This is a genomic window from Mycolicibacterium insubricum, assembly GCF_010731615.1.
GTDB lineage: Bacteria > Actinomycetota > Actinomycetes > Mycobacteriales > Mycobacteriaceae > Mycobacterium > Mycobacterium insubricum.
Genome location: NZ_AP022618.1, coordinates 2323682 through 2346264 on the forward strand (window position 1 = coordinate 2323682; position 22583 = coordinate 2346264).

At 70.3% G+C, this 22583-nt stretch carries 26 protein-coding genes; 12 read left to right on the plus strand and 14 right to left on the minus strand.

Annotated features, from left to right (window positions below):
• Positions 1-6 precede the first annotated feature (6 nt).
• From G6N16_RS11125 to G6N16_RS11135, 3 genes are all read right to left on the minus strand, one after another.
• Positions 7-696, minus strand: a complete 690-nt coding sequence (locus G6N16_RS11125) for an iron-dependent transcriptional repressor DtxR (protein ID WP_083029648.1) — start codon at positions 694-696, stop codon at positions 7-9.
• 122 nt (positions 697-818) lie between these two features.
• Positions 819-1808 (minus strand): sigma-70 family RNA polymerase sigma factor, encoded by a 990-nt coding sequence (locus tag G6N16_RS11130; RefSeq protein WP_110810748.1) that lies wholly within the window; start codon positions 1806-1808, stop codon positions 819-821.
• A gap of 118 nt (positions 1809-1926) precedes the next feature.
• On the minus strand, positions 1927-2322 hold the full coding sequence (locus tag G6N16_RS11135; RefSeq protein ID WP_083029650.1) for a DUF3099 domain-containing protein: 396 nt from the start codon (positions 2320-2322) through the stop codon (positions 1927-1929).
• A gap of 46 nt (positions 2323-2368) precedes the next feature.
• Between G6N16_RS11135 and G6N16_RS11140 the strand changes: the two genes are divergently transcribed.
• Positions 2369-2608 carry a DUF3039 domain-containing protein gene (locus G6N16_RS11140; RefSeq protein ID WP_083029651.1) on the plus strand — a complete coding sequence of 80 codons (240 nt, stop codon included), beginning with the start codon at positions 2369-2371 and terminating at the stop codon, positions 2606-2608.
• A 21-nt stretch (positions 2609-2629) separates the two neighbouring features.
• On the opposite strand, the gene G6N16_RS11145 is transcribed toward G6N16_RS11140, so the two are convergent.
• The 6 genes from G6N16_RS11145 to ppgK form a co-directional block, all read right to left on the minus strand.
• Positions 2630-3580: a YihY/virulence factor BrkB family protein gene (locus G6N16_RS11145; RefSeq protein ID WP_083029688.1), complete on the minus strand. Its 951-nt coding sequence runs from the start codon at positions 3578-3580 to the stop codon at positions 2630-2632.
• Between the two features lie 65 nt (positions 3581-3645).
• On the minus strand, positions 3646-3837 hold the full coding sequence (locus tag G6N16_RS11150; RefSeq protein ID WP_083029652.1) for a DUF7455 domain-containing protein: 192 nt from the start codon (positions 3835-3837) through the stop codon (positions 3646-3648).
• A 192-nt stretch (positions 3838-4029) separates the two neighbouring features.
• On the minus strand, positions 4030-4689 hold the full coding sequence (locus tag G6N16_RS11155; protein WP_083029653.1) for a DedA family protein: 660 nt from the start codon (positions 4687-4689) through the stop codon (positions 4030-4032).
• Positions 4690-5214 (minus strand): DinB family protein, encoded by a 525-nt coding sequence (locus G6N16_RS11160; RefSeq protein WP_165756820.1) that lies wholly within the window; start codon positions 5212-5214, stop codon positions 4690-4692.
• Between the two features lie 137 nt (positions 5215-5351).
• Positions 5352-6977, minus strand: a complete 1626-nt coding sequence (locus G6N16_RS11165) for an RNA polymerase sigma factor (protein WP_283165506.1) — start codon at positions 6975-6977, stop codon at positions 5352-5354.
• Positions 6964-7731, minus strand: coding sequence for a polyphosphate--glucose phosphotransferase (ppgK, locus tag G6N16_RS11170; RefSeq protein WP_083029655.1), 768 nt, complete (start codon positions 7729-7731; stop codon positions 6964-6966). The genes G6N16_RS11165 and ppgK overlap by 14 nt, the downstream gene beginning before the upstream one ends.
• A gap of 58 nt (positions 7732-7789) precedes the next feature.
• On the opposite strand from ppgK, the gene G6N16_RS11175 reads away from it, so the two are divergent.
• Positions 7790-8599 (plus strand): inositol monophosphatase family protein, encoded by an 810-nt coding sequence (locus G6N16_RS11175; RefSeq protein WP_234805745.1) that lies wholly within the window; start codon positions 7790-7792, stop codon positions 8597-8599.
• A 6-nt stretch (positions 8600-8605) separates the two neighbouring features.
• Here G6N16_RS11175 and cei read toward each other — a convergent pair whose 3' ends face one another.
• Entirely contained in the window at positions 8606-9256 is a 651-nt protein-coding gene (gene cei / locus G6N16_RS11180; protein WP_083029656.1) for an envelope integrity protein Cei, read from the minus strand.
• A 164-nt stretch (positions 9257-9420) separates the two neighbouring features.
• Here cei and G6N16_RS11185 point away from each other — a divergent pair, with 164 nt between their 5' ends.
• Positions 9421-9723 (plus strand): DUF4193 domain-containing protein, encoded by a 303-nt coding sequence (locus G6N16_RS11185; protein WP_083029657.1) that lies wholly within the window; start codon positions 9421-9423, stop codon positions 9721-9723.
• Positions 9724-9738: 15 nt separating this feature from the next.
• Here G6N16_RS11185 and G6N16_RS11190 read toward each other — a convergent pair whose 3' ends face one another.
• Entirely contained in the window at positions 9739-10218 is a 480-nt protein-coding gene (locus tag G6N16_RS11190; protein WP_083029658.1) for a DUF3093 domain-containing protein, read from the minus strand.
• Positions 10219-10243: 25 nt separating this feature from the next.
• Here G6N16_RS11190 and dut point away from each other — a divergent pair, with 25 nt between their 5' ends.
• Together dut and G6N16_RS11200 are read left to right on the plus strand one after the other, a co-directional pair.
• Complete coding sequence (gene dut / locus G6N16_RS11195; RefSeq protein WP_083029659.1) at positions 10244-10708, plus strand: dUTP diphosphatase; 465 nt, start codon at positions 10244-10246, stop codon at positions 10706-10708.
• 58 nt (positions 10709-10766) lie between these two features.
• Entirely contained in the window at positions 10767-11546 is a 780-nt protein-coding gene (locus G6N16_RS11200) for a DUF3710 domain-containing protein (protein ID WP_083029660.1), read from the plus strand.
• A 1-nt stretch (position 11547) separates the two neighbouring features.
• Here the strand turns inward: G6N16_RS11200 and G6N16_RS11205 are convergent, their stop codons facing one another.
• A complete protein-coding gene (locus G6N16_RS11205; RefSeq protein WP_083029661.1) occupies positions 11548-12261 on the minus strand; it encodes a hypothetical protein in 714 nt (237 codons plus the stop codon).
• A gap of 123 nt (positions 12262-12384) precedes the next feature.
• Here G6N16_RS11205 and G6N16_RS11210 point away from each other — a divergent pair, with 123 nt between their 5' ends.
• Together G6N16_RS11210 and G6N16_RS11215 are read left to right on the plus strand one after the other, a co-directional pair.
• Entirely contained in the window at positions 12385-12756 is a 372-nt protein-coding gene (locus G6N16_RS11210; protein WP_083029662.1) for an OB-fold nucleic acid binding domain-containing protein, read from the plus strand.
• Positions 12753-13436, plus strand: a complete 684-nt coding sequence (locus G6N16_RS11215; protein WP_234805746.1) for a DUF3159 domain-containing protein — start codon at positions 12753-12755, stop codon at positions 13434-13436. The genes G6N16_RS11210 and G6N16_RS11215 overlap by 4 nt, the downstream gene beginning before the upstream one ends.
• Here the strand turns inward: G6N16_RS11215 and G6N16_RS11220 are convergent.
• The gene (locus tag G6N16_RS11220; protein WP_083029663.1) at positions 13422-14081 is read right to left on the minus strand and encodes a potassium channel family protein; all 660 of its coding nucleotides are present in this window, start codon (positions 14079-14081) and stop codon (positions 13422-13424) included. The two genes, G6N16_RS11215 and G6N16_RS11220, sit on opposite strands and share 15 nt — an antisense overlap.
• Before the next feature lie 4 nt (positions 14082-14085).
• Positions 14086-14769, minus strand: coding sequence for a potassium channel family protein (locus tag G6N16_RS11225; RefSeq protein WP_083029664.1), 684 nt, complete (start codon positions 14767-14769; stop codon positions 14086-14088).
• A gap of 82 nt (positions 14770-14851) precedes the next feature.
• Between G6N16_RS11225 and G6N16_RS11230 the strand changes: the two genes are divergently transcribed.
• Genes G6N16_RS11230 through G6N16_RS11250 form a run of 5 tightly spaced genes read left to right on the plus strand, consistent with a single transcriptional unit; the run spans position 14852 to position 22582 of the window.
• Positions 14852-16843, plus strand: a complete 1992-nt coding sequence (locus G6N16_RS11230; protein WP_083029692.1) for an APC family permease — start codon at positions 14852-14854, stop codon at positions 16841-16843.
• Entirely contained in the window at positions 16840-18195 is a 1356-nt protein-coding gene (locus tag G6N16_RS21645) for a class I SAM-dependent RNA methyltransferase (RefSeq protein WP_235674065.1), read from the plus strand. The genes G6N16_RS11230 and G6N16_RS21645 overlap by 4 nt, the downstream gene beginning before the upstream one ends.
• Positions 18195-19442 (plus strand): Na+/H+ antiporter NhaA, encoded by a 1248-nt coding sequence (gene nhaA / locus G6N16_RS11240; RefSeq protein ID WP_083029666.1) that lies wholly within the window; start codon positions 18195-18197, stop codon positions 19440-19442. Before G6N16_RS21645 ends, nhaA begins: the two co-directional genes overlap by 1 nt.
• 54 nt (positions 19443-19496) lie before the next feature.
• Positions 19497-21401, plus strand: a complete 1905-nt coding sequence (dxs, locus tag G6N16_RS11245) for a 1-deoxy-D-xylulose-5-phosphate synthase (RefSeq protein WP_083029667.1) — start codon at positions 19497-19499, stop codon at positions 21399-21401.
• Positions 21402-21409: 8 nt separating this feature from the next.
• A complete protein-coding gene (locus G6N16_RS11250) occupies positions 21410-22582 on the plus strand; it encodes an alpha/beta hydrolase family protein (RefSeq protein ID WP_407663637.1) in 1173 nt (390 codons plus the stop codon).
• The last annotated feature ends 1 nt before the right edge of the window (position 22583 follow it).

A 22583-nucleotide genomic window follows, 5' to 3' on the forward strand; every position in this document is an offset into this window, starting at 1 on the left:
GAGCCGTCAGACCTTCTCCACCCGCACGGCGTGGGCCATCTCGTGCGGCAGGTCGACGTTCTCGTGCCCCGGAATGACGATGGTGACCCCGCCGACGGGGTTGAGCTGCGCGCTGACCCGGGCGTTAGGCACCACCCCGGCGTCCTTGAACTGGGCGATCAGATCGATGTCGCCCTGCACGTGCTCGGTGATCTGGCGCACCACCACGGCCACCGGCGGACCGGCCGGCAACTCGGTCAGCCGGACCAGGTGCGACTCCCCGGCCGGGCTGGCGCCGACGCCGAGCTCGGACAGACCGGGGATGGGGTTGCCGAACGGGGAGACCGTCGGATTGTCCAGCACCGAGACCAGCCGGCGCTCGACGTCTTCGCTCATCACGTGTTCCCAGCGGCAGGCCTCGGCGTGCACCTCTTCCCACGGCAGCCCGATCACGTCGACCAGGAGCCGCTCGGCGAGCCGGTGCTTGCGCATGACGGCGACGGCCAGCGCGCGGCCGCGCGGGGTCAGTTCCAGGTGCCGATCGCCGGCGACCTGAAGCAGGCCGTCGCGCTCCATCCGGGAGACGGTCTGGCTGACGGTCGGTCCACTTTGCTCGAGACGCTCGGCGATCCGCGCGCGCAACGGCACCACGCCCTCCTCTTCGAGGTCGTAGATGGTCCGCAGATACATCTCAGTGGTGTCGACCAGGTCATTCATATGGCACCCTCCGTTGCGGTCATTCTACGTTGCCGGGTAGGCAAGCGGGTTGCTAACCACTCCGTCAGAGCAACACGGCGCACCCGCCGGAATCATCCCGGCGGGCGCGCTGTGGGCCAAGTTCAGCTGGCGTAGGAGCGTAGGCGATCGGCACGGTCGCCGTGCCGCAGTTTCACCATCACCTCGCGCTCGATCTGGCGGACTCGTTCGCGCGAGAGCCCGAAGAGTTTGCCGATCTGGTCCAGTGTCCGCGGCTGCCCGTCGTCGAGGCCGAACCGCAGCCGGATCACCTGCTGTTCGCGCTCGTCGAGCGTGGCCAGCACGTAGCGGATGTCGGTGTGCAGCAGCTCGGAGATCACCGCATTCTCCGCCGACATCGCCTCGGAATCCTCGATGAAGTCGCCCAGCGGGGCCTCCTCGTCGGAGCCGACCGGCATGTCCAGGCTCACCGGGTCGCGGCTGTGCTCCAGCAGATCGGCGATCTTCTCCACCGGGATACCCGACTCCTCGGAGAGTTCCTCATCGGTGGCCTCCCGGCCGAGCTGCTGATGCATCTCCCGCTTGATCCGGGCGAGCTTGTTCACCTGCTCGACCAGGTGGACCGGTAGCCGGATGGTGCGACTCTGGTCGGCCATGCCGCGGGTGATGGCCTGACGGATCCACCAGGTGGCGTAGGTGGAGAACTTGAAACCCTTGGTGTAGTCGAACTTCTCCATAGCGCGGATCAGTCCGAGGTTGCCCTCCTGGATCAGGTCCAGCAGCGGCATACCGCGGCCGGTGTAGCGCTTGGCCAGCGAGACCACCAGGCGCAGGTTCGCCTCCAACAGGTGCGAGCGGGCCGCGGAGCCCTCGCGTACGACGGCGGCCAGCTCGGCGCGGCGTCGCTCACCGAGACGTTTACGGGTATCCAGCAGATGCTGGGCGTACAGGCCGGCTTCGATCCGCTTGGCCAGCTCCACCTCGTCGGCGGCGGAGAGTAGCGCGGTCTTGCCGATCCCGTTCAGATAGACGCGGACCAGGTCCGCGGCCGGGCTTTGGGCGTCCAGATCCGCGTCGATCCGGTTTGCGGTGGCAGTTGCCATTTCGGCCTCCTGTTGGCTCGAACGTTGCACCCGGTACAACGCTCACAGGGGTCCGGGAGTTCCCGAAGGCCGCCCGCGGCCACGCCTTTGAGCTGCGGATATGGCGTCACGCCCTGAGAATGCCCTGAGAATGCCCCGAGAAGGCCGCTCAGCTTTGCGGCGGCTGGTCCGGCTCCGGCCGGTGAGGTTGCCCGGCGCCCGGCTCCAGCTGCCCGCGACCCGACGTCGGGAACATCCGGGGGTGACGCGGCGCGTCGGCGTAGCGGCGGGGCTCCTCGTCGGTGCGCGGCGGTCGATCGTTGGCGATCAGCACCGCGATCCACGGCAGCGGCACCGAGATCGCGATGATCAGCAGGGAGATCCAGCCGTTGTGCCAGAGCCCGTAGGCGCCGGCGGCCAGCAGCAGTGCCGGTACCCGGAACGCCATGATGGTGAGGTATTTACGGACCCGCGCCCGGTGCTCCTCCTGGTAGGGCAGAGCTGCCCTGGTGATCAGGACCGGACGACCCTCGTCGTCGAAACCCAGCTCCCGGCTGTGCTTCATGGGTACCACTCTTCCACATCCGGCGGCGGCCGGGGAGAATGGGTGCATGACTACGCAGACCATCGAGCGCCCGGACATCGACGAACGTGCCGACGACGGCACCGACGACGACGCCCCGAAGGTCTTCCACTATGTGAAGAAGGATCGGATCGCCGAGAGTGCGGTGATGGGTACGCACGTCGTCGCGCTGTGCGGTGAGGTGTTCCCGGTCACCCGCTCCGCGAAGCCGGGCTCGCCGGTGTGCGAGGACTGCAAGCGGATCTACGAATCCATGAAGAAGGACTAGGTAGCCCGCGCCCCCGGCGCGTTAGCCCGAGTCCTGGGTGCGCTGGCTGAACCGCTGCCCGGCGCGGTCGCCCAGCCAGTTGCGCAACTGGTCGGCGTGCGTGGCGGGGGCCGGCCACTCCTCCTGGATCGCGTTGTTGAGTTCGGCGCCGAGCATGATCGCCAGCCCGAGGAAGAACGCGAACAGCAGGAACGCGATGGGGGTGGCCAGCGCGCCGTAGGTGTAGCCGGTGCGGGTGATGAAGTTCAGGTAGACGCGCAGTCCGTAGGTGGCCACCACGAACACCGTGGTCGCCAGTACCGCACCGCCGACCAGCCGGTGGGTGGGCAGCGGTACCGGCAGTGACACCCGGTACAGGATGGTGACGACGGTGATCAGCGCCAGCAGCATGACCGGGTAGTACCCGAAGCGCAGCAGATTGTCCCAGTTGTCGGGCAGGTGCTGGCTGATGGTGCGCGGCCCGAGTGCCAGGAACGGCAGCACGACGATCGCGCTCACCAGCATGGCGACATACAGGCCCAAGGCGAAGAACCGCTGCCGGACCGGGTGGCGCAGCGGTGTCTGGCCGTGCGCCTCCACCACCGAGTCGACCAACGCCGAGATGGCCGACGAGCCCGCCCACAGCGAGATGACGAAGCCCAGGGACACCACCTCGCCGCGGGCGCTGGCGACGATGTCCCGCACGGTGGGTTCGATGATCTCGGCGACGACGTTCTTGGAGAAGAACCGGCCGGATGCGCCGATGAGCTGATCCTGGATCGCGCCGAGGGTGTCCGGCCCGAACAGCGGTGCGATGTAGGACAGGCTGCCGAGCAACCCCAGCAGCAGTGGCGGCAGCGACAGCACCGACCAGAACCCGGCCTGGGCGGCCTCGGAGAAGATCGAATCGTCCCACGCCTTGGCCAGCGTCCGTTTGGCGATACGCCAGGCATGGTGGCGGGTCGGCGACGGTGCCGGTGGCTGGTCGGTCATGGCCACACCAGCATCCCCGATCACCCGCGATTACGCCCGTCGACTCCCCGGGGAGTCGCGAATCGTTACTGCTGGGGCCCGGAAACCTCCAGCACGGCGGCCTGCGCGATCAGCTTGGCCTCGTGCTCGTTGGCGTGGTGCTGGCAGAACAGCAGTTCCGCGCCCGACGGCAGGGTGGCACGAACGCGGGCGGCGGCGCCGCAGCGATCGCACCGATCGGCCCGGGTGAGTTCGGGCCTGGTCAGAGTTGCGGTCATGGCTCCTCCGTTCCTCAATCGTTCGCGTGAGTTCTACTGTGTCAGACGTTTGCTGATTCCGCGTTGTTCCCCGGCCCGTTACGGATGTGTCATGTTTCACTGGCCACCCGATTTGCGCCGCGGGCAGCGCTGTGACTACCGCAAACAACGAGTTCAGCACGGGGGTTATGCCCGATTGCGCGCTGAGCGAAATCAGCCGCGCCGGTTGCGCAGCGTGTCCCAATCGTGTTCGTCTTCGAGCTCTTTGATCAGCGCCGACGTGCGTTCCCTCAGCAACCGGGTCGCCACGATGCCGACCAGGACCGCGAGCACCAGGGCAACCCAGGAAAACCGGGACAGCCAGCGCTCGGCGGCCATCCCGAGGAAATACACCACCGCGGTGGTGCCACCGGCCCAGACCACCGCACCGCTGGCGTTGGCGGCGAGAAACCGCGGGTAGTGCATCCGTAGCGCGCCCGCCAGCGGGCCGGCCAGGATTCGCAGCAGTGCGACGAAGCGGCCGAAGAACACCGCCCAGCCGCCCCAGCGGTCGAACAGTTGTCCGGCCAGCGCGACGTGACCCGGCCCGAAGTGTTTCGGGAACCGGCCGCCCAGCCAGACGAACAGGGACATGCCGAACCGGCGGCCGATCGAGTAGCCGATGGTGTCACCGACGATGGCGCCGGTGGTCGCCGCGGCGGCCACCATCACCGGATCGATCTGCAGATCGGAGCGCGACGCCAGCAGTGCGGCGCTGACCAGGGCGATCTCGCCGGGCAGCGGGATCCCCAGGGATTCCAGCCCGATCACCAGACCCACCGTCAGGTACACCGCCAGCGGCGGGATGGTCTGCAGAAACGCATCGATGTGCATCTAGGACTGTCCCCCCGATTTGTCCCGGCGCCGATCCTGCTCGTCGAGCAGGATGTCACGGGTGAGCTCCATCTGGCCAACGTGCTGGGCCAGGTCGTGCAGCACGTGCAGCAACGCCCACTCTGCGGTCGCGGTGGCCAGCACAGCTGCCCGGGTGCTGCCGCCGCGGATGCCGTCGGCCAGATTCCGGTCGCCGACGCCCTCGGTCAGCCCGACGACAACCCACTCGCCGAAGCGGGCACGCGCCGCCGACAGGCGGGTGAGCAGCTCTTCGACCGTCCCGGTGGCTCGGAACTCGCCGTCGCGATCACGGGGAATCCGTTGCCCGGCAATGAAGGATCCGGCCCAGTAGTCGACGACTCCGATGCAGTGGTTGACGATGGCGTAGCAGCTGTTGGCGCTCGGCAGGTCGGGCCGGCGGTTGGCCAGATCGTCGCCGAGGGCGGTCAGGATCGTGGCCATCGCGTCGAAGCACTCGGCGCAGACATCGACCAGCGCTTGCGTCAGCCGATCACCGGATGACATGAAACTCCCTGTTCCGCAACGGTTCAGGGCCGGCTGGCGGATTCGGCGAGCCAGCCGGCGGCGGCGGTGTCCATCGGTGCCAGCACCATCGCACCGACAACCCGAGGCGGGCCGTCAGCCGCGTGGTGATCACCGGATCAGTCGAGGTAGTCGCGCAGCACCTGGGAGCGCGACGGATGCCGCAGCTTGCTCATGGTCTTGGACTCGATCTGGCGGATCCGCTCCCGGGTGACGCCGTAGACCTGGCCGATCTCGTCGAGGGTGCGGGGTTGGCCGTCGGTCAGGCCGAAGCGCAGCCGCACGACGCCCGCCTCGCGTTCGGACAGCGTTTCCAGCACCGACTGCAGCTGATCCTGCAGCAGGGTGAACGACACGGCGTCGACGGCCACCACGGCCTCGGAGTCCTCGATGAAGTCACCGAGCTGGGAGTCGCCCTCGTCGCCGATGGTCTGGTCCAGTGAGATCGGCTCACGTGCGTACTGCTGGATCTCCAGCACCTTCTCCGGCGTGATGTCCATCTCCTTGGCGAGCTCCTCGGGGGTGGGCTCGCGGCCCAGATCCTGGAGCAGTTCGCGCTGGATGCGGCCGAGCTTGTTGATCACCTCGACCATGTGCACGGGGATGCGGATGGTGCGGGCCTGGTCGGCCATGGCGCGGGTGATGGCCTGGCGGATCCACCAAGTGGCATAGGTGGAGAATTTGTAGCCCTTGGTGTAGTCGAACTTCTCCACGGCGCGGATCAGACCGAGGTTGCCCTCCTGGATCAGGTCCAGGAACGCCATGCCGCGGCCGGTGTAGCGCTTGGCCAGCGACACCACCAGGCGCAGGTTGGCCTCCAACAGGTGGTTCTTGGCCCGGTCGCCGTCGCGGCAGATCCACTGCATGTCGCGGCGCTGGGCGGCGGGCAGCTTCTCACCCTTGTCGGTCAGCTCGGTCATCAGCTGGGTGGCGTACAGCCCGGCCTCGATGCGCTTGGCCAGCTCGACTTCTTCCTCGGCGTTGAGCAGCGCGACCTTGCCGATCTGCTTGAGGTAGGCGCGCACCGAGTCGGCCGACGCGGTCAGCTCGGCGTCCTTGCGGGCCTGGCGCAGGGCCTCGGACTCCTCTTCGTCCCAGACGAAATCGCCGGAGGCCTTGTCCTTCTCGGACGGCTCGGCGACGTCTTCGTCGTCCGCGGCGCCCTCGGCGGCCGGGGCCGCCGAGGTATCGGATGCGCCTTCGGTGTCCTCGGCCTCGTCATCGGCGACCGCGATATCGTCGCCGTCCTCCTCGTCGAGCTCCAGCGACAGGTCTTCGGCGTCCTCCAGGTCGCCGGTGGGCTCGACGTCGAGATCGTCGTCGAGGACGGCGTCCTCGGCCGCTTCGGCGGCCGGGGCGGTGGCCTTCGCCGCGCGCTTGGCCGGTGCCTTGGCCGCCTTCTTCGCCGGTGCCTTGGCGGCCCGCTTGGCCGGTGCTTTCGCGGGTGCCTTGGCGGCAGCCTTCTTCGCCGGGGCTTTCGCGGTGCGCTTGGCGGGGGCGGCCACGGCGCTGTCGGTCACATCATCGGATGCGGCGCCGGTCGCCGGGTTGGTCTTGGTGGCTGCCACGGACACCCTTTCGGTCTCGCCGGGGCCCGACGACTCGACATGAGTCACCTTCGAGCCTCGGCATTCTGGAGTATCGGCGCCTGTCGATCGAGCGTCGCCGCTGTCATGCTGTGCTGCGGGCCATCGCGTGGCCGCCTGGCAACATTGTAACGACCCGCTGTGGCTAGCGTGCGCCAGCCGAGACCATTGCCGCGCCCACGATGCCCGCGGTGTTCTGCAACTCGGCGGCCACCACCGGAGTGCGGTTGGTCAGCAACGGAATCCACTTGTCGCCCTTACGGCTGACCCCGCCGCCGGCGATGATCAGATCCGGCCAGACGGCGTTTTCCACGGCGACCAGAACCCGGGAGACCTCCCTGGTCCAGCGCTTGTAGCTCCACTCCTTGCGCTCCCGCACCGACGCCGCCGCCCGATGCTCGGCCTCCTTGCCGCCGACCTCGAGGTGGCCGAATTCGGTGTTTGGCAGCAACTGACCGTTGTGGATCACCGCCGAGCCGATCCCGGTGCCGAAGGTCAGCAGCACGATCACCCCGCTGTGGTTGCGTCCGGCGCCGAACCGCTGCTCGGCCAGGCCGGCCGCGTCGGCGTCGTTGAGCACCGTCACCGGCCGCCCGCCCAGGGCCTCGGAGTAGGCCTGCGCGACGTTGGTACCCAGCCAGCTCTCGTCGACGTTGGCCGCGGTGCGCACCACGCCGTCGACGATGACCCCGGGGTAGGTCACCCCGACCGGGCCGTGCCAGCCGAAATGCGCGACCACCTCGGCGACGGTCATCGCCACCGCGTCGGGGGTGGACGGTTGCGGGGTGGGCAGTTTGAAGCGCTCACCGATTAGCAGGCCGGTGTCCAGGTCGACGATTCCGCCCTTGACGCCGGTGCCGCCGACGTCGATGCCGAGGCTGTGATTCCCCGGCGGGGTGCTGGTGCTGGTCATTGCGGTGCTCCTGGGTTCGCGGTTGCCGCCCCAGCCTAAGAGGTCGTTGGATGTCGGGGTGGATGAACTGCGGCAGGTTGCAGAACAGTTGGCCGGTGAGGCCGCGGAGTTCGTGCGGCGGCGACGGCGCGAGGTGTTCGCCGACGGCACCCCGACGGCGGCGGTGCGCGCCAAGAGCACCCCCACCGACCCGGTCACCGTCGTCGACACCGAGACCGAGGAGCTGGTGCGACGCCGGCTCGCCGAGCTGCGGCCCGGCGACGGGGTGCTCGGTGAGGAGGGCGGCGCGGGTGCGTCTGGCCGGGCGGCCCCGGGCGGGGTCACCTGGGTGGTCGACCCGATCGACGGAACGGTGAACTTCCTGTACGGCATTCCGGCGTACGCGGTGTCGGTGGCCGCCCAGATCGACGGGGTGTCGGTCGCCGGTGCCGTCGCCGACGTGGCCGCCGGACAGCTGTATTCCGCGGCGCTCGGGGGCGGGGCGCATGTCAGCGACACCGCCGGCCGGCGCCCGCTGCACTGCGGCGACGCCCGCGAGCTGTCGATGGCACTCGTCGGAACCGGTTTCGGCTACCAGCCCGCGCGCCGCGCCGCCCAGGCACAACTGCTGGCCGGCCTGTTGCCCCGGGTCCGCGACATCCGCCGGATCGGTTCGGCAGCACTGGATCTGTGCCATGTCGCCGCGGGGCGCCTGGACGGCTACTACGAGCACGGGCTGCAGCGCTGGGACTGGGCGGCGGGGGCGCTGATCGCCGTCGAGGCCGGTGCCCGCGTGTGGCTTCCGGAGGCCGACACGGTGCCGACGGTGGCCGCCGCGCCGGGGATCGCCGAGGAGCTGTGGCAGCTGCTGGTCAGCCTCGACGGTTGAGCGTCGTCAGCAACTGGCGGCGTGGATCCTCTTGACCAGCGCCTGGTCGACCGGCTCGGTGGACTCCGGCCGAAGACCGGCCAGCACGGTCTCGATGTCGGGGCTGTGCGCGATGGCGGTGAAATCCGTGCCGATGGCCAGGTCCACCGAACTGTCGGTGCGGTCGTCGCGGTAGAGCTCGGTGCACGGCGCGACCAGCCAGACCGCAGCCGCGGCGGCCTTGCCGTGTTCACCGAACCGGATCTGGCCCTGGCAGCTCAACCGGGTGCCGGCGTACAGCGGGTCGTTGCCGGCGTCGGGCTGGGCGAATCCCAGGTCGCGCAGCGCCCCGGAGACCTCCGATGCCTGCCCGCCCTGGCCGCTGGCGTTGAGCACCCGGACCCGGGTGTCGGCCGGTTTGGCCGGTGTCACCGCGCTCATCGTCGCCGCGGTCACCGGTTCGCCCAGGCTCGGACGGGTGCCGTCGGCGGCCATCGGCGGGGGGTTGCAGGCGACGGCCTCGGTCGGCGCGGTGGTCTGGGACACCGCCATCGACCACACCACCGCGGTGATCACCGCCAGCACCGCCAGCACGATGATTCCGGGCAGGTAGTTGCGTCGCCGAAACGGCAATCCGCGCCGGTCGAACGTCGTGCCATCGGTGATTTGTGCGACCACAGACAGCACTCTAAGGGCAGCGCGCCGTCGGCCCCGCCCCAGGCGGGATCCAATTGTGATACAAATCACAGCCCAAGTCGCTGACATCTGGGCACGAATCGTTTGGCAGAGGCGTTCGGCACTGGTACAAAGCTCAGCGCAGGACCGAAGAGGGGATTGAGGCGATGGCTACCGACTACGACGCACCGAGACGCACCGAGACCGATGACGTTTCAGAGGATTCTCTGGAGGAACTCAAGGCCCGGCGCAACGAGGCGCAGTCCGCCGCGGTGGACGTCGACGAGACCGATACCGCGGAAAACTTCGAGCTGCCCGGCGCCGATCTGTCCGGCGAGGAACTGTCGGTGCGGGTGGTGCCCAAGCAGGCCGACGAGTTCACCTGTTCCAGCTGCTTCCTGGTGCACCACCGCAGCCGGCTGGCCAGCGACAAGAACGGCCTGATGATCTGCACCGATTGCGCGGCCTGAGCCCGCGCCGCCGCCCTACACCGTGAGGGCGGCCACCACGCGATCCGGATGTCGGCTGCTCACCAGCCAGTAGGGCGTCGGGTCGTCCGGATCGTCGAGAACCACCAGCACCATCGGGCCGATCCACGGCCGGTGCGCCAGGAACGCCGCCGGGTCGAACTGACGGCCCAGGGCGGCAGATTTGGCCGATGCCGGCACCGCGGCGGTCCGCTCGATGGCCGAAGTGGGCAGATGAGCGTCGTCGACCCACAGTTCGGCCTGGCCGTCAGCCGTCGCGGTCACCTTCACCACGTGCCGGCCCAGCCACAGCAGCACGACGGCGGCCACCGGCAGCAATACGGCGAACCCCACCCAGTTCGGCAAGGTGTAGAGCGCGACGTTGAGTTCCAGCGCGAGCAGGGTCGTCAGCCCCATTCCCAGCGGCCACCACCACAGCGGCACCCACAGCCGTTCCCGATAGCGGACCGTCGGCGTGGTCATCAGCGTTCCTGACACCCGGCCAAGGGTAGTCTGTGCCCTCGTGTCCACCCCGTTGGCGGTCGTCCGCCTCGACCCCGGATTGCCGCTGCCCGTCCGCTCCCACCCCGGCGACGCCGGCGTCGACCTGCACTCGGCCGACGACGTGGACCTGGCGCCGGGCCGGCGTGCGCTGGTCGGCACCGGGATCGCCGTCGCCATCCCGCACGGGATGGTCGGGCTGGTGCATCCGCGTTCGGGCCTGGCCGCCCGGGCCGGCCTGTCCATCGTCAACGCGCCGGGCACCATCGACGCCGGCTACCGCGGCGAGATCAAGGTGTGCCTGATCAACCTCGACCCGGGCCAGCCGATCCGGATCAGCCGCGGCGACCGGATCGCCCAGCTGATCGTGCAGCGCATCGAACTGCCGGACCTTGTCGAGGTCGCCTCCTTCGAGGAGGCTGGAATCGCGGACACCAGCCGCGGCTCCGGGGGACACGGATCCTCGGGCGGGCACGCGAGCCTGTGAGGCGGGGATGGATGGCAGTACGGCGATCTGACGGCACAACAGCGATGGCGGGATTCTGATGGCACTGGGCAGAAATAAAGACGGCAAGAACACCGACGGCAAGGCGAAGGACGACGACCGGGCGGTCGACGCCCCGGCCGACGACCTCGACGACGACCTGGATGCGGTGACCGCCGACGACGAGGACGGTCCGTTCGACATTGAGGACTTCGACGACCCCGAGGTGGCGACCCAGGGCCGGTTGGACCTGGGCTCGGTGCTGATCCCGATGCCGGCCGACGGGCAGCTGCAGGTGGAGCTCAACCCCGCCGGGGTGCCCGCGGCGATCTGGGTGCTGACTCCCAACGGCCGCTTCACCATCGCCGGGTACGCCGCCCCCAAGAGCCCCGGCCTGTGGCGCGAGGTGGCCACCGAACTGGCCGAATCACTGCGCAACGACGGCGCCCAGGTCAGCATCCAGACCGGCCCGTGGGGCCGGGAAGTGGTCGGCAGCGCCGCCGGGGTGGTTCGGTTCATCGGCGTCGAGGGCTACCGGTGGATGATCCGCTGCGTGGTCAACGGCGCCCCGGAGACCATCGACGCGCTGGCCGTGGAGGCGCGAGCGGCGTTGGCCGACACCGTCGTTCGCCGCGGCGACGAGCCGATGCCGGTGCGCACCCCGCTGCCGGTACAACTGCCCGAACCGATGGCCAGTCAGCTGCGGGCCGCCGCGGCCGCCCAGGCGCAGGGCCAGCAGGTGCCCGACGCCGAACCCACACCCGATCAGCAGGCGCCGGTCGCCCGGCGCAGCGCCCAGGGTTCGGCGATGCAGCAGCTCAACACCATCATCGGCGGCTGATTCAGTCCTTCGACTCGACGGCGGCCAGCGCGGCCAGGGCGGTGGCGCCCAACGCCGACGGGTCGGCGCCGAAGTCGGTCAGCGCGACGGTGCGCAGGGCCGCGTGCGGCGCCGCGGCCGCCCACTGCCGCGCCACCGACACCGGGTGCACCGGGTCGTCGGGGGAGCCGGCCACTCCCATCGGTGTCGCCAGGGTGCCCAGTTGCGCCGCGGTCGGGGCGGTGTAGTCCGCCGCGGCCTCCATCGCCTCCGGCAGTCCCGGCCACTGCCGGGTCCAGGACCGGGTCAGTTCGTCGGCCAGCCAGGCCGGGCTGGTCGCCCGCAGTTCGGCGACCGTCGCATCCAGCCCGTCGCGGCGCAGGGTCGCCGCCGTCGCTCGTGCCGCCGCGGCCGCGGGTGCGGCGTCGGAGGCTCCCAGCCACGGCGGCAGCGCGGCGAGCACCGCCAGCGCCCGCCCGGGGTGGGCGATCGCCCACGCCGCAGCGACCGCCGCCCCCAGCGACACGCCGCCCACGACGATCGGCGCGCCGGCGGCGGCCGCCTCGTCCAGCGCGTCGAGATAGCCGGCCACCAGCCGGTCCGGACACGGGCGGTGCGCGGTGAAAACCACCCCGGCCTGCGTCAACGCCGGCCCGAACGCGCGGCGCAGATAGTCGTCGTCGGAACCGGTTCCGGGCAGCAGAATCGCGCGGGCTCCGCGCAGTGTGACGGCCATCCCATGATCGTGCCTGCCGCGTGGAATTTGCCGCGCAAGAGGTCTACCGTGGCGAGTGACCGCGTGATTTCCACGGTCGTGGTAGCGACCGCCCCGCGCGGTCGCACTTGCTCAGGAGACACGATGGCTACCGCCGAGAGGTTCCTCAGTCGCTTCACCCGCCGACTCACCGAGGATCCCGAGCAGCGCGATGTCGAGGAACTGACCGACGAGGCCGCCCACACCGGTGCGCAGCGCGCGATCGACTGTCAGCGCGGCCAGGAGGTGACCATGGTCGGCACCCTGCGCGCGGTGGACTGTAACGGCAAGGGATGCTCGGGCGGGGTACGCGCCGAACTGTTCGACGGCACCGACACCGTCACGCTGGTGTGGCTGGGGCAGCGCCGGATACCGGGCATCGAGCAGGGCCGCAAGCTGCGGGTCCGCGGCCGGCTGGGCACCCTGGAGGGCGGCGGCAAGGCCATCTACAACCCGCATTACGAGATCGAGCGGTGACCGACCGGCCCGAGGCGCCCGCCGACCAAGCCCCCGAAGACCAAGCCCCCGAAGACGCGGAGACCCCGCACACCCCGGTCGCCCGGGCCGTCCTCGACCAGATGGGCGGTATCTCCGGACTCATCCAGTCGTCGCTGCCGATCGTCGTCCTCATCCCGGTGTCCAGCCGGTGGGGCCTGGCCGCCGGCGTCGGCGCCGCCCTCGGCGTCGCCGCCCTGGTGCTGGCCTGGCGGCTGTGGCGCGGGGAGTCCGCCCAACCCGCGGTGTCCGGCTTCATCGGGGTCGGCATCAGCGGCCTGATCGCCTTCCTGGTCGGCTCGACCAAGGGCTACTTCCTCTACGGCATCTGGATGTCGCTGGCCTGGGCGCTGGTGTTCGCGGTCTCGGTGCTGATCCGGCGCCCGATCGTGGGCTACGCGTGGAGCTGGCTGGGTGGGCACGGCGGCGACTGGCGCGGCGTGCGCCGCGCGGTGTGGGCCTTCGACATCGCCACCCTCGGTTGGGTGCTGGTGTTCGCCGCCCGGTTCGCCGTGCAGCGCCACCTCTACGACCTCGACGAGACCGGCTGGCTGGGGGTGGTGCGCATCGCGATGGGTTGGCCGCTGACCGCGGTCGCCGCGCTGGCCACCTTCGTCTGCATCCGGGCCGCCCAGCGGGCGATTGCCTCAGCCGGGCAGTAGCAGCTCCCGCAACGCGTCCTCGGCCTCCGGGGTAGCCACCAGCAGCAGCTCGTCGCCGCCCTCCAGCGGCTCGTCGGGCTCCGGCACGATCACCCGCTGACCGCGCAGGATGGTCACCAGGGCGGCATCGCGCGGCAGGTCCAGCTTGCGCACCGGCCGTCCGCCCCAGGGAGTGTTCTCCGGCAGGGTGACCTCCAGCAGGTTGGCGGTGCCGGAGCGGAACTTCATCAGCCGCACCAGATCCCCGACGGCGACGGCCTCCTCCACCAGCGAGGCGAGCATCCGCGGGGTGGACACCGCGACGTCGACGCCCCAGGACGCGTCGAAGAGCCATTCGTTGCGCGGATCGTTGACCCGCGCCACGACTCGCGGCACCGCGAACTCGGTCTTGGCCAACAGGGACAGCACCACGTTGGCCTTGTCGTCACCGGTTGCCGCGATCACCACGTCGGAGTCCTGTAGCGACACCGACTCCAGCAGGCTCAGCTCGCAGGCATCCCCGAGAACCCAGTGCGCCGCCGGAATGGAGTCGGTCTCGAAGTTCTCCTCCTTGCGCTCGATCAGGGTGATGTCGTGGCCGTTCTCCAACAGCTCGCGAGCGATGGAGCGGCCGACCGCCCCGGCCCCGGCGATTGCCACCTTCATCGCGTCACCTGCCGCTTTCGTCGTCGAAGTCGTCACCCGGCGGCAGCGCGGCGATGCCGATCGCCTCACCGACATGCCCGGACACCGCGGCCACGTACACCTCGTCGCCGTCCTGGATGACCGTGCGCGCCTCCGGCAGCAACCCGGTGCCGAACCGGATGACGAACGCCACCCGGGCGCCGGTCGCCTGCTCCAGGTCGGTGATCCGATGGCCGATCCAGTCCTCGTGCAACAAAACTTCGACGACGGCCACCGTGCCGGTCGGGTCGCGCCACTTGGCGGTCTCGGACTCCCGGGTCAGCAGGCTCAGCAACCGGTCGGTGGTCCACGGGACCGTGGCGACCGTCGGGATACCCAGGCGTTCGTAGACCGCGGCGCGCTTGGCGTCGTAGATCCGGGCCACCACCCGCTGCACGCCGAACGTCTCCCGGGCCAGCCGCGCCGAGATGATGTTGGAGTTGTCGCCCGAGGACACCGCCGCGAACGCACCCGCGTCCTCGATGCCGGCTTTCAGCAGCACATCCCGGTCGAAACCCATGCCCAGGATGCGTTCACCCGGGAAATCTGCGGACAGCCGCGCGAACGCGCTCTCGTCGCGGTCGATGACCGCCACCTCGTGGCCGACGCGGGCCAATCCGTCGGCCAGTCCGGCGCCGACCCGCCCGCAGCCCATCACCACTACCCGCACTTTGATTCCTTTCGGCAGGTGGTTTTCAGACGCTACGCCCGAACGCTACAACTCTTTCCCATTGCGCCTAGGCTTGGCCCTCGTGTCCAAACTTTCCACCGCGGCGCGCCGGTTGGTACTGGGACGGCCGTTCCGCAGCGACAAGCTCGGCCACACCCTGCTGCCCAAGCGCATCGCGCTGCCGGTGTTCGCCTCCGACGCCATGTCCTCGGTGGCGTACGCGCCCGAGGAAGTCTTCCTGGTGCTCTCGGTCGCCGGGCTGTCCGCCTATGCGATGACGCCGTGGATCGGCCTGGCCGTCGCCTTCGTCATGCTGGTCGTGGTGGCCAGCTACCGGCAGAACGTGCACGCCTACCCGTCCGGCGGCGGGGACTACGAAGTGGCCACCACCAACCTGGGCCCCACCGCCGGGCTGACCGTGGCCAGCGCGCTGATGGTGGATTACGTACTGACCGTGGCTGTTTCGATGTCCTCGGCGATGGCCAACATCGGTTCGGCGCTGCCGTTCGTCGCGCATCACAAGGTGGTGTTCGCGGTGCTGGCGATCCTGTTGCTGATGGCGATGAACCTGCGCGGCGTGCGGGAGTCGGGCATCGCGTTCGCCATCCCCACCTACGCGTTCATCGTCGGCATCTTCGTCATGCTGGCGCTCGGGCTGTTCCGGATCTACGTGCTCGGCGACCCGATCCGGGCCGAGTCTGCGCCCTACACCCTGCACGCCGAACACGACTTCGTCGGCCTGGCCCTGGTGTTCCTGGTGGCCCGCTCGTTCTCCTCGGGCTGCGCGGCGCTGACCGGGGTGGAGGCGATCAGTAACGGGGTGCCGGCATTCCGGAAACCCAAATCCCGCAACGCCGCCACCACCTTGCTGCTGCTGGGCTCCATCTCGGTGGCCCTGCTGCTGGGCATCATCACGCTGGCCGAGAAGACCGGCGTGAAGATCGCCGAGGATCCGGGGACCCAGCTTTCCGGCACACCGCCGAACTATCATCAGAAGACCCTCGTCGCCCAGCTGGCGCAGGCCGTGTTCGGCAACTTCCATCTCGGCTTCATCGCGATCACCGTGGTCACCGCCCTGATCCTGATCCTGGCCGCCAACACCGCGTTCAACGGCTTTCCGGTGCTGGGCTCGATCCTGGCCCAGGACAGCTACCTACCGCGCCAGCTGCACACCCGCGGGGACCGGTTGGCGTTCTCCAACGGCATCCTGTTCCTGGCGATCGCCGCCGTCGCCTTCGTCGTGGCCTTCCACGCCGAGGTGACCGCGCTGATCCAGCTCTACATCGTCGGGGTGTTCGTGTCGTTCACGCTGAGCCAGATCGGCATGGTCCGGCACTGGACCCGGCTGCTGGCCAGTGAAACCGACCGGGCGGCGCGCCGCCGCATGCAGCGCTCCCGGATCGTCAACACCGTCGGCCTGATCTGTACCGGTGCGGTGCTGATCGTGGTGCTGATCACCAAGTTCCTGGCCGGCGCGTGGATCGCGATCCTGGCGATGAGCGCACTGTTCGCGATGATGAAACTCATCCACCGGCACTACGACCGGGTGTCGAGGGAGCTGGCCAGCCTGGAGGACGACGACCACGAGATCGTGCTGCCCAGCCGCAACCACGCCGTCGTACTGGTGTCCAAGCTGCACCTGCCGACCCTGCGGGCACTGGCCTATGCCCGGGCCACCCGGCCCGACACCCTGGAGGCCATCACCGTCAGCGTCGACGACGCCGAGACCCGCCAGCTGGTGCACCGCTGGCAGGAGAGCGACATCAGCGTGCCGCTGAAGGTGATCGCCTCGCCCTACCGCGAGATCACCCGCCCGGTGCTCGACTACGTCAAGCGGGTCGGCAAGGAATCCCCGCGCACCGTGGTGACGGTGTTCATCCCCGAGTACGTCGTCGGGCACTGGTGGGAGCAGATCCTGCACAACCAGAGCGCCCTGCGCCTGAAGACCCGGCTGCTGTTCGAACCGAACGTGATGGTCACCTCGGTGCCCTGGCAGCTGCACTCCTCGGAGCGGCTGAAGAACCTCACGCCGGTGAATGCACCCGGTGACCTGCGCCGCGGGATCGTCGATTGACCGCCGAGACGCTGACCCTGACGCTCGGGGCACCGGCCAACGGCGGATCGTGCGTGGCCCGCCACGACGGCCGGGTGGTGTTCGTGCGCTACGCGCTGCCCGGCGAGACGGTCACCGCGCGGATCACCTCCGAACGCGGCTCCTACTGGCACGCCGAGGCCGTCGAGATCCTGGAGCCCTCGGCCGACCGGATCGCATCGCTGTGCCCGATCGCCGGTCCGCACGGCGCCGGTTGCTGCGACCTCGCGTTCGCCGAACCGACGGCCGCGCGCCGGATCAAGGGCGAGGTGGTCGGCAACCAGCTGTCGCGGCTGGCCCGATTCGACTGGTTGGGGGCGTCCGCAGAACCCCCGGGCGGTTCGGCGAGGCTCGGCGGAGTGGACGGGAGCGGAGCGAGTGGCCGCGGAGCCGAGGGGAAGCCGGGACCGTCCGCAGAACCCCCGGGCGGTTCGGCGAGGCTCGGCGGAGTGGACGGGAGCGGAGCGAGTGGCCGCGGAGCCGAGGGGAAGCCGGGACCGTCCGCAGAACCTGTGGGCTCGGGCGTGCCGACCGGCTGGCGCACCCGGGTGCGGCTGGCCATCGGCGCCGACGGGCGGCCCGGCTTCCACCGCTACCACAGCACCGAACTGGTGACCGACCTGAACTGCGCCCAGCTGCCCGCCGGAATGCTCGACGGCCTCAGCGTGGACGGCGCCCGGGTCGACGACCAGCTGCACATCGTGCTCGACGACGACGGCGTGCGCCACGTCGCGTGCAGCGGCGGCGAGCGGCGCACCAAGATGCTCGAGGGCGGCTACGAGGTGACCGCGCGGGTCGGCGGGCGCACCTGGCAGCTGCCGGTCACCGCGTTCTGGCAGGCCCACCGCGAGGCCGCTGAGCTCTACAGCGCGCTGGTCACCGACTGGGCGGGTGAGGTCCCGGGAGCCACCGCGTGGGACCTCTACGGTGGCGCCGGGGTGTTCGCGGCGGCGCTGGCCGGTGCGGTGGGGGAGACCGGGCAGGTGCACTCGGTGGACACCGCCCGCGCCGGTGCCCGCGCGGGCCGGGTCGCGCTCGCCGACCTGGAGCAGGTCCGGTTCACCACCGAGTCGGTGCGCCGCGCGCTGCCCCGGCTTCCCAAAGCGCAGCTGGCCGTGCTGGATCCGCCGCGCACCGGCGCCGGACGGGAGGTGATCGACGCCGTCGCCGCCGCGGGCGTGGACCGCGTCCTGCACATCGGCTGCGAGGCGGCCTCGTTCGCCCGCGACATCGGCTACTACCTCGGGCACGGCTACCGGGTCGAAGCGCTGCGGGTGTTCGACGCCTTCCCGCTCACCCACCACGTCGAATGCGTCGGTGTGCTGGTGCGCTGATGGGGTTCCCGCGCCGGCTGTTCACCCGCGGCTCCCGGCCCGAGGCGTCCCGGCTGGCCGCCGTGCTGCGCGACGACACCGTCGGCGGCCTGGTGCTGCTGGTGTCGGCGGCCGTCGCTCTGATCTGGGCCAACTCGCCGTGGTCGGACTCCTATCACGCATTGGCCGGCCACGTCGTCGGGCCGCGCGAGGCGCACCTGGACCTGCCGCTGGCCGGCTGGGCGGCCGACGGTCTGCTGGCGGTGTTCTTCTTCGCCGTCGGGTGCGAGCTCAAACGCGAGTTCGTCGCCGGTGACCTGCGCAATCCGTCGCGTGCGGCGCTGCCGATCCTGGCCGCCGTCGGCGGCATGGTGGCCCCCGCGCTGATCTTCGTCGGTATCAACGTCGCCGGCGGGTCCACCGGCACCCTGGTCGGCTGGGCGGTGCCGACGGCGACCGACATCGCGTTCGCCGTTGCGGTGCTCGCCGTGCTGGGCAGCTTCCTGCCGTCGGCGCTGCGGGTGTTCCTGCTGACCCTGGCCGTCGTCGACGACCTGCTGGCCATCACCGTGATCGCGTTCTTCTACACCGACCACGTCGCGCCGGTGCCGCTGCTGTGCGCCCTGGTGCCCGCGGCGCTGTTCGCCGTCGCGGTGCAGCGCGGGGTGCACCGCTGGTGGATTCTGCTGCCGCTGGCCGCTGCGACCTGGACTTTGGTGCACGCTAGCGGGATTCACGCCACCGTCGCCGGGGTGGTCCTCGGCTTCACCGTGCCGGTGCTGGGCCGCCACGGCGGCGGCACCGAGCGCCTGGAACACCTCGTTCGGCCGTTCTCGGCCGGGGTGGCGGTCCCGCTGTTCGCCTTCTTCGCCGCGGGGGTGACCGTCGGCGGGGTGTCCGGACTGCTCGAATCACTGGGGCTGCCGGTGACGCTCGGGGTGCTCGCCGGGCTGGTGATCGGCAAACCGATCGGGGTGTTCGGCACCACCTACCTGCTGGCCCGGTTCACCCGCGCCGATCTCGACGACGGGCTGACCTGGCGCGACGTGTGGGGCGTGTCGCTGCTGGCCGGCATCGGGTTCACCGTGTCGCTGCTGATCGGCGAGCTGGCGTTCGGCTACGGCACCGCCGACGGCGACCACGTCAAGATCGGCGTGCTGGTGGCCAGCCTGGTGTCGGCGGTGCTGGCCGCGGTCGTGCTGGCGGGCCGCAACAAGGCCTACCGGCGGATCGCCGAGGGGCAGGCCGCCGACGCCGATCGGGACTGACCCGCGCGAGTGTCCGTGCGCGGTGACACCAGGCTCGGTGCGTACACTGGTCGGATGCTCGAACAGATCCGCGGCCCCGCTGATCTGGCGCGTTTGTCGCAAGCTGAGCTCGACGAGCTGGCGGCGGAAATCCGCGAGTTCCTGATCCACAAGGTGGCCGCCACCGGCGGTCACCTGGGCCCGAATCTCGGTGTGGTTGAACTCACCATCGCCCTGCACCGGGTCTTCGACTCGCCGCACGACCCCATCGTCTTCGACACCGGGCATCAGGCGTACGTGCACAAGATTCTGACCGGGCGGGCCGACGACTTCGCCACCCTGCGCAGCAAGGACGGACTGTCCGGCTACCCGAGCCGCGCGGAGAGCGAACACGACTGGGTCGAGTCCAGCCACGCCTCGGCGGCGCTGTCCTACGCCGACGGGCTGTCCAAGGCGTTCGAGCTGACCGGGCACCGCAACCGGCACGTGGTCGCCGTCGTCGGCGACGGCGCCCTGACCGGCGGCATGTGCTGGGAGGCGCTGAACAACATCGCCGCCGGAAACCGGCCGGTGGTGATCGTCGTCAACGACAACGGCCGCAGCTACGCGCCGACCATCGGCGGGCTGGCCGACCATCTGGCCGGGCTGCGACTGCAACCGGGGTACGAGAAATTCCTGGAACGCGGGCGCGGCGCGCTGCGCCGGATGCCGGTGGCCGGCGAGGTGTGCTACCAGTTCCTGCACTCGGTGAAGGCCGGGCTCAAGGACGCGTTGCAGCCCCAGGCCATGTTCACCGACCTGGGCATCAAGTACGTCGGGCCCATCGACGGCCACGACGAGCACGCCGTCGAGCAGGCGCTGCGGCACGCCCGCGGGTTCAACCACCCGGTGATCGTGCACGTCGTCACCCGCAAGGGCATGGGCTACGGCCCCGCCGAGGCCGACGAGGCCGAGCAGATGCACGCCTGCGGCGTCATCGACCCGGTGACCGGCCAGGCTACGGGGGAGAGCGCCCCGGGCTGGACCGGCATCTTCTCCGATGAGCTGATCCGCATCGGTGGTCGGCGCCGCGACGTCGTCGCGATCACCGCGGCGATGCCCGGACCGACCGGACTGGCCGCGTTCGGCGAGCGTTTCCCCGACCGGCTGTTCGACGTCGGCATCGCCGAACAGCACGCCGTGACCTCGGCCGCCGGAATGGCGATGGGCGGGCTGCATCCGGTGGTCGCCGTGTACGCGACGTTCCTGAACCGGGCGTTCGACCAGCTACTGATGGATGTGGCACTGCACAAGCTGCCGGTCACCGTCGTGCTGGACCGCGCCGGGGTCACCGGCCCGGACGGCGCCAGCCACAACGGTATGTGGGACCTGTCGATCCTCGGTGCGGTGCCCGGCATCCGGGTGGCCGCACCGCGCGACGGTGCCACGCTGCGCGAGGAACTCGGCGAGGCGCTGGCCGTCACCGACGGGCCTACGGTGCTGCGGTTCCCCAAAGGTGCTGTCGGCGAGGATATTCCGGCGCTGCAGCGGCGCGGCGGCGTCGACGTGCTGGCCGTCCCCGCGTTCGGTTGCACGCCGGACGTGTTGATCGTTGCGGTCGGCGCGTTCGCGCCACTGGCCCTGTCGGTGGCCGAACTGCTGCGCGGCCAGGGCATCGGGGTCACGGTGGTGGACCCCCGCTGGGTGCTGCCGGTGCCCGAGGAGATCAAAGTGCTTGCCGCCGAACACACCCTGGTGGTCACCTGCGAGGACAGCGGGGTGTCCGGGGGCATCGGCTCCGCGGTATCGGCGGCGTTGCGCGCCGCCGACATCGACGTGCCCTGTCGGGACATCGGTGTGGCACAGGAGTTCCTGGAGCACGCGTCGCGCGGGGAGCTGCTGGCCGAGATGGGCCTGACCGACCGTGCGGTGGCCCGTCGGATCACCGGTTGGGTTGCCGCCCAGACCCATTCGCCCACCGAGATCAACGAAGGCGCCTGACCCGCCCCGTGAAGAAGACGACCGCCGTCGCGATCTCGCTGATCGCCCTGTTCCTCGTCCCCGCCGTGGCGAGTGCCGCGCCGATCTGGTCCGGACTCGACGCCCGCAACTACAGCGCGGTGATCCCCGCCCCGGGATCGCTGATCGAATCGGTGCCGCTGGACCCGGCGCTGTCGGTGCCCTCGGCGTCGTCGTCCTACCGGATCCTCTACGCCACCACCGACCAGCACAGCCGTCCCGCCGTGGGCACCGCGGTGGTGTTCACTCCGAAGACCCCGGCGCCGGACGGCGGGTGGCCGGTGGTGGCCTGGGCACACGGCACCGTCGGGCTGGGTGACGACTGCACCCCGTCGGCCCGGCCGCGCAGTGACCGGGACAAGGCGTACCTGTCGCACTGGCTGGACCAGGGCTACGCCGTGGTGGGCGCCGACTACGCCGGACTGGGCACGCCCGGGCTGATGAGCTACCTCAACAGCCGGACCACCGCGCACGGCGTCGTCGACTCGGTCATCGCCGCGCATGACTTGGGCCTGCCGCTGTCGCCGAAGTGGGCGGTCGTCGGCCAGTCCCAGGGTGGCGGAGCGGCCGTCGCCACCGCAAGGTGGGCCAGCGAGTTCTCCGCCGGGTCCGGGTTGGACTACCGCGGCGTGGTCGCCACCGGCACCCCGGCCGGGGTGGAACGGCTGGTCAAGAACGCCGGACCGGACATGACGGTGCCGGGCAACCTCGCGCCGGTGGCCAACGCCTACGCCGCCTACATCCTGGCCGCGCTGAACGAGGCCCGGCCGGACCTGCGGGTGGACACGGTGCTCACCCCGGCCGGGCGAAGCGCCGTCGCGCAGGCCGCCACGGTGTGCGTGCACGAGCTCGCCGACGACCTCGCCGCGATGACGGTCCCCGGATTCTTCACCGCACCGGTGGACTCCCTGCCGAATTTCGCCGCCGCGGTCGATGACTACATGGGCATCCCGGCCGCCGGGTATGACCGGCCGATCTTCCTCGGCGTCGGGCTGCGGGACCGCGACGTGCCGCCCGAGCTGACGCTGAAGTTCAACGATCAGCTGGTGGCCAACGGGCAGCCGGTGCAGTTGCACGTGTACCCCGACCAGGATCACAGCGGCACGGTGCTGGCGTCGATGCCGGACTCCACGCCCTTCCTGGCGGGTCTGTTCGCCGGCTGAC

Bases quoted from the DNA above. Each gene is read 5' to 3' on its own strand.
- G6N16_RS11125 (WP_083029648.1), bottom strand. From the start codon at position 696: ATGAATGACCTGGTCGACACCACTGAGATGTATCTGCGGACCATCTAC.
- G6N16_RS11135 (WP_083029650.1), bottom strand. From the start codon at position 2,322: ATGAAGCACAGCCGGGAGCTGGGTTTCGACGACGAGGGTCGTCCGGTC.
- G6N16_RS11140 (WP_083029651.1), top strand. From the start codon at position 2,369: ATGACTACGCAGACCATCGAGCGCCCGGACATCGACGAACGTGCCGAC.
- G6N16_RS11145 (WP_083029688.1), bottom strand. From the start codon at position 3,580: ATGACCGACCAGCCACCGGCACCGTCGCCGACCCGCCACCATGCCTGG.
- G6N16_RS11150 (WP_083029652.1), bottom strand. From the start codon at position 3,837: ATGACCGCAACTCTGACCAGGCCCGAACTCACCCGGGCCGATCGGTGC.
- G6N16_RS11155 (WP_083029653.1), bottom strand. From the start codon at position 4,689: ATGCACATCGATGCGTTTCTGCAGACCATCCCGCCGCTGGCGGTGTAC.
- G6N16_RS11160 (WP_165756820.1), bottom strand. From the start codon at position 5,214: ATGTCATCCGGTGATCGGCTGACGCAAGCGCTGGTCGATGTCTGCGCC.
- ppgK (WP_083029655.1), bottom strand. From the start codon at position 7,731: ATGACCAGCACCAGCACCCCGCCGGGGAATCACAGCCTCGGCATCGAC.
- G6N16_RS11185 (WP_083029657.1), top strand. From the start codon at position 9,421: ATGGCTACCGACTACGACGCACCGAGACGCACCGAGACCGATGACGTT.
- G6N16_RS11200 (WP_083029660.1), top strand. From the start codon at position 10,767: ATGGCACTGGGCAGAAATAAAGACGGCAAGAACACCGACGGCAAGGCG.
- G6N16_RS11205 (WP_083029661.1), bottom strand. From the start codon at position 12,261: ATGGCCGTCACACTGCGCGGAGCCCGCGCGATTCTGCTGCCCGGAACC.
- G6N16_RS11210 (WP_083029662.1), top strand. From the start codon at position 12,385: ATGGCTACCGCCGAGAGGTTCCTCAGTCGCTTCACCCGCCGACTCACC.
- G6N16_RS11220 (WP_083029663.1), bottom strand. From the start codon at position 14,081: ATGAAGGTGGCAATCGCCGGGGCCGGGGCGGTCGGCCGCTCCATCGCT.
- nhaA (WP_083029666.1), top strand. From the start codon at position 18,195: ATGGGGTTCCCGCGCCGGCTGTTCACCCGCGGCTCCCGGCCCGAGGCG.
- dxs (WP_083029667.1), top strand. From the start codon at position 19,497: ATGCTCGAACAGATCCGCGGCCCCGCTGATCTGGCGCGTTTGTCGCAA.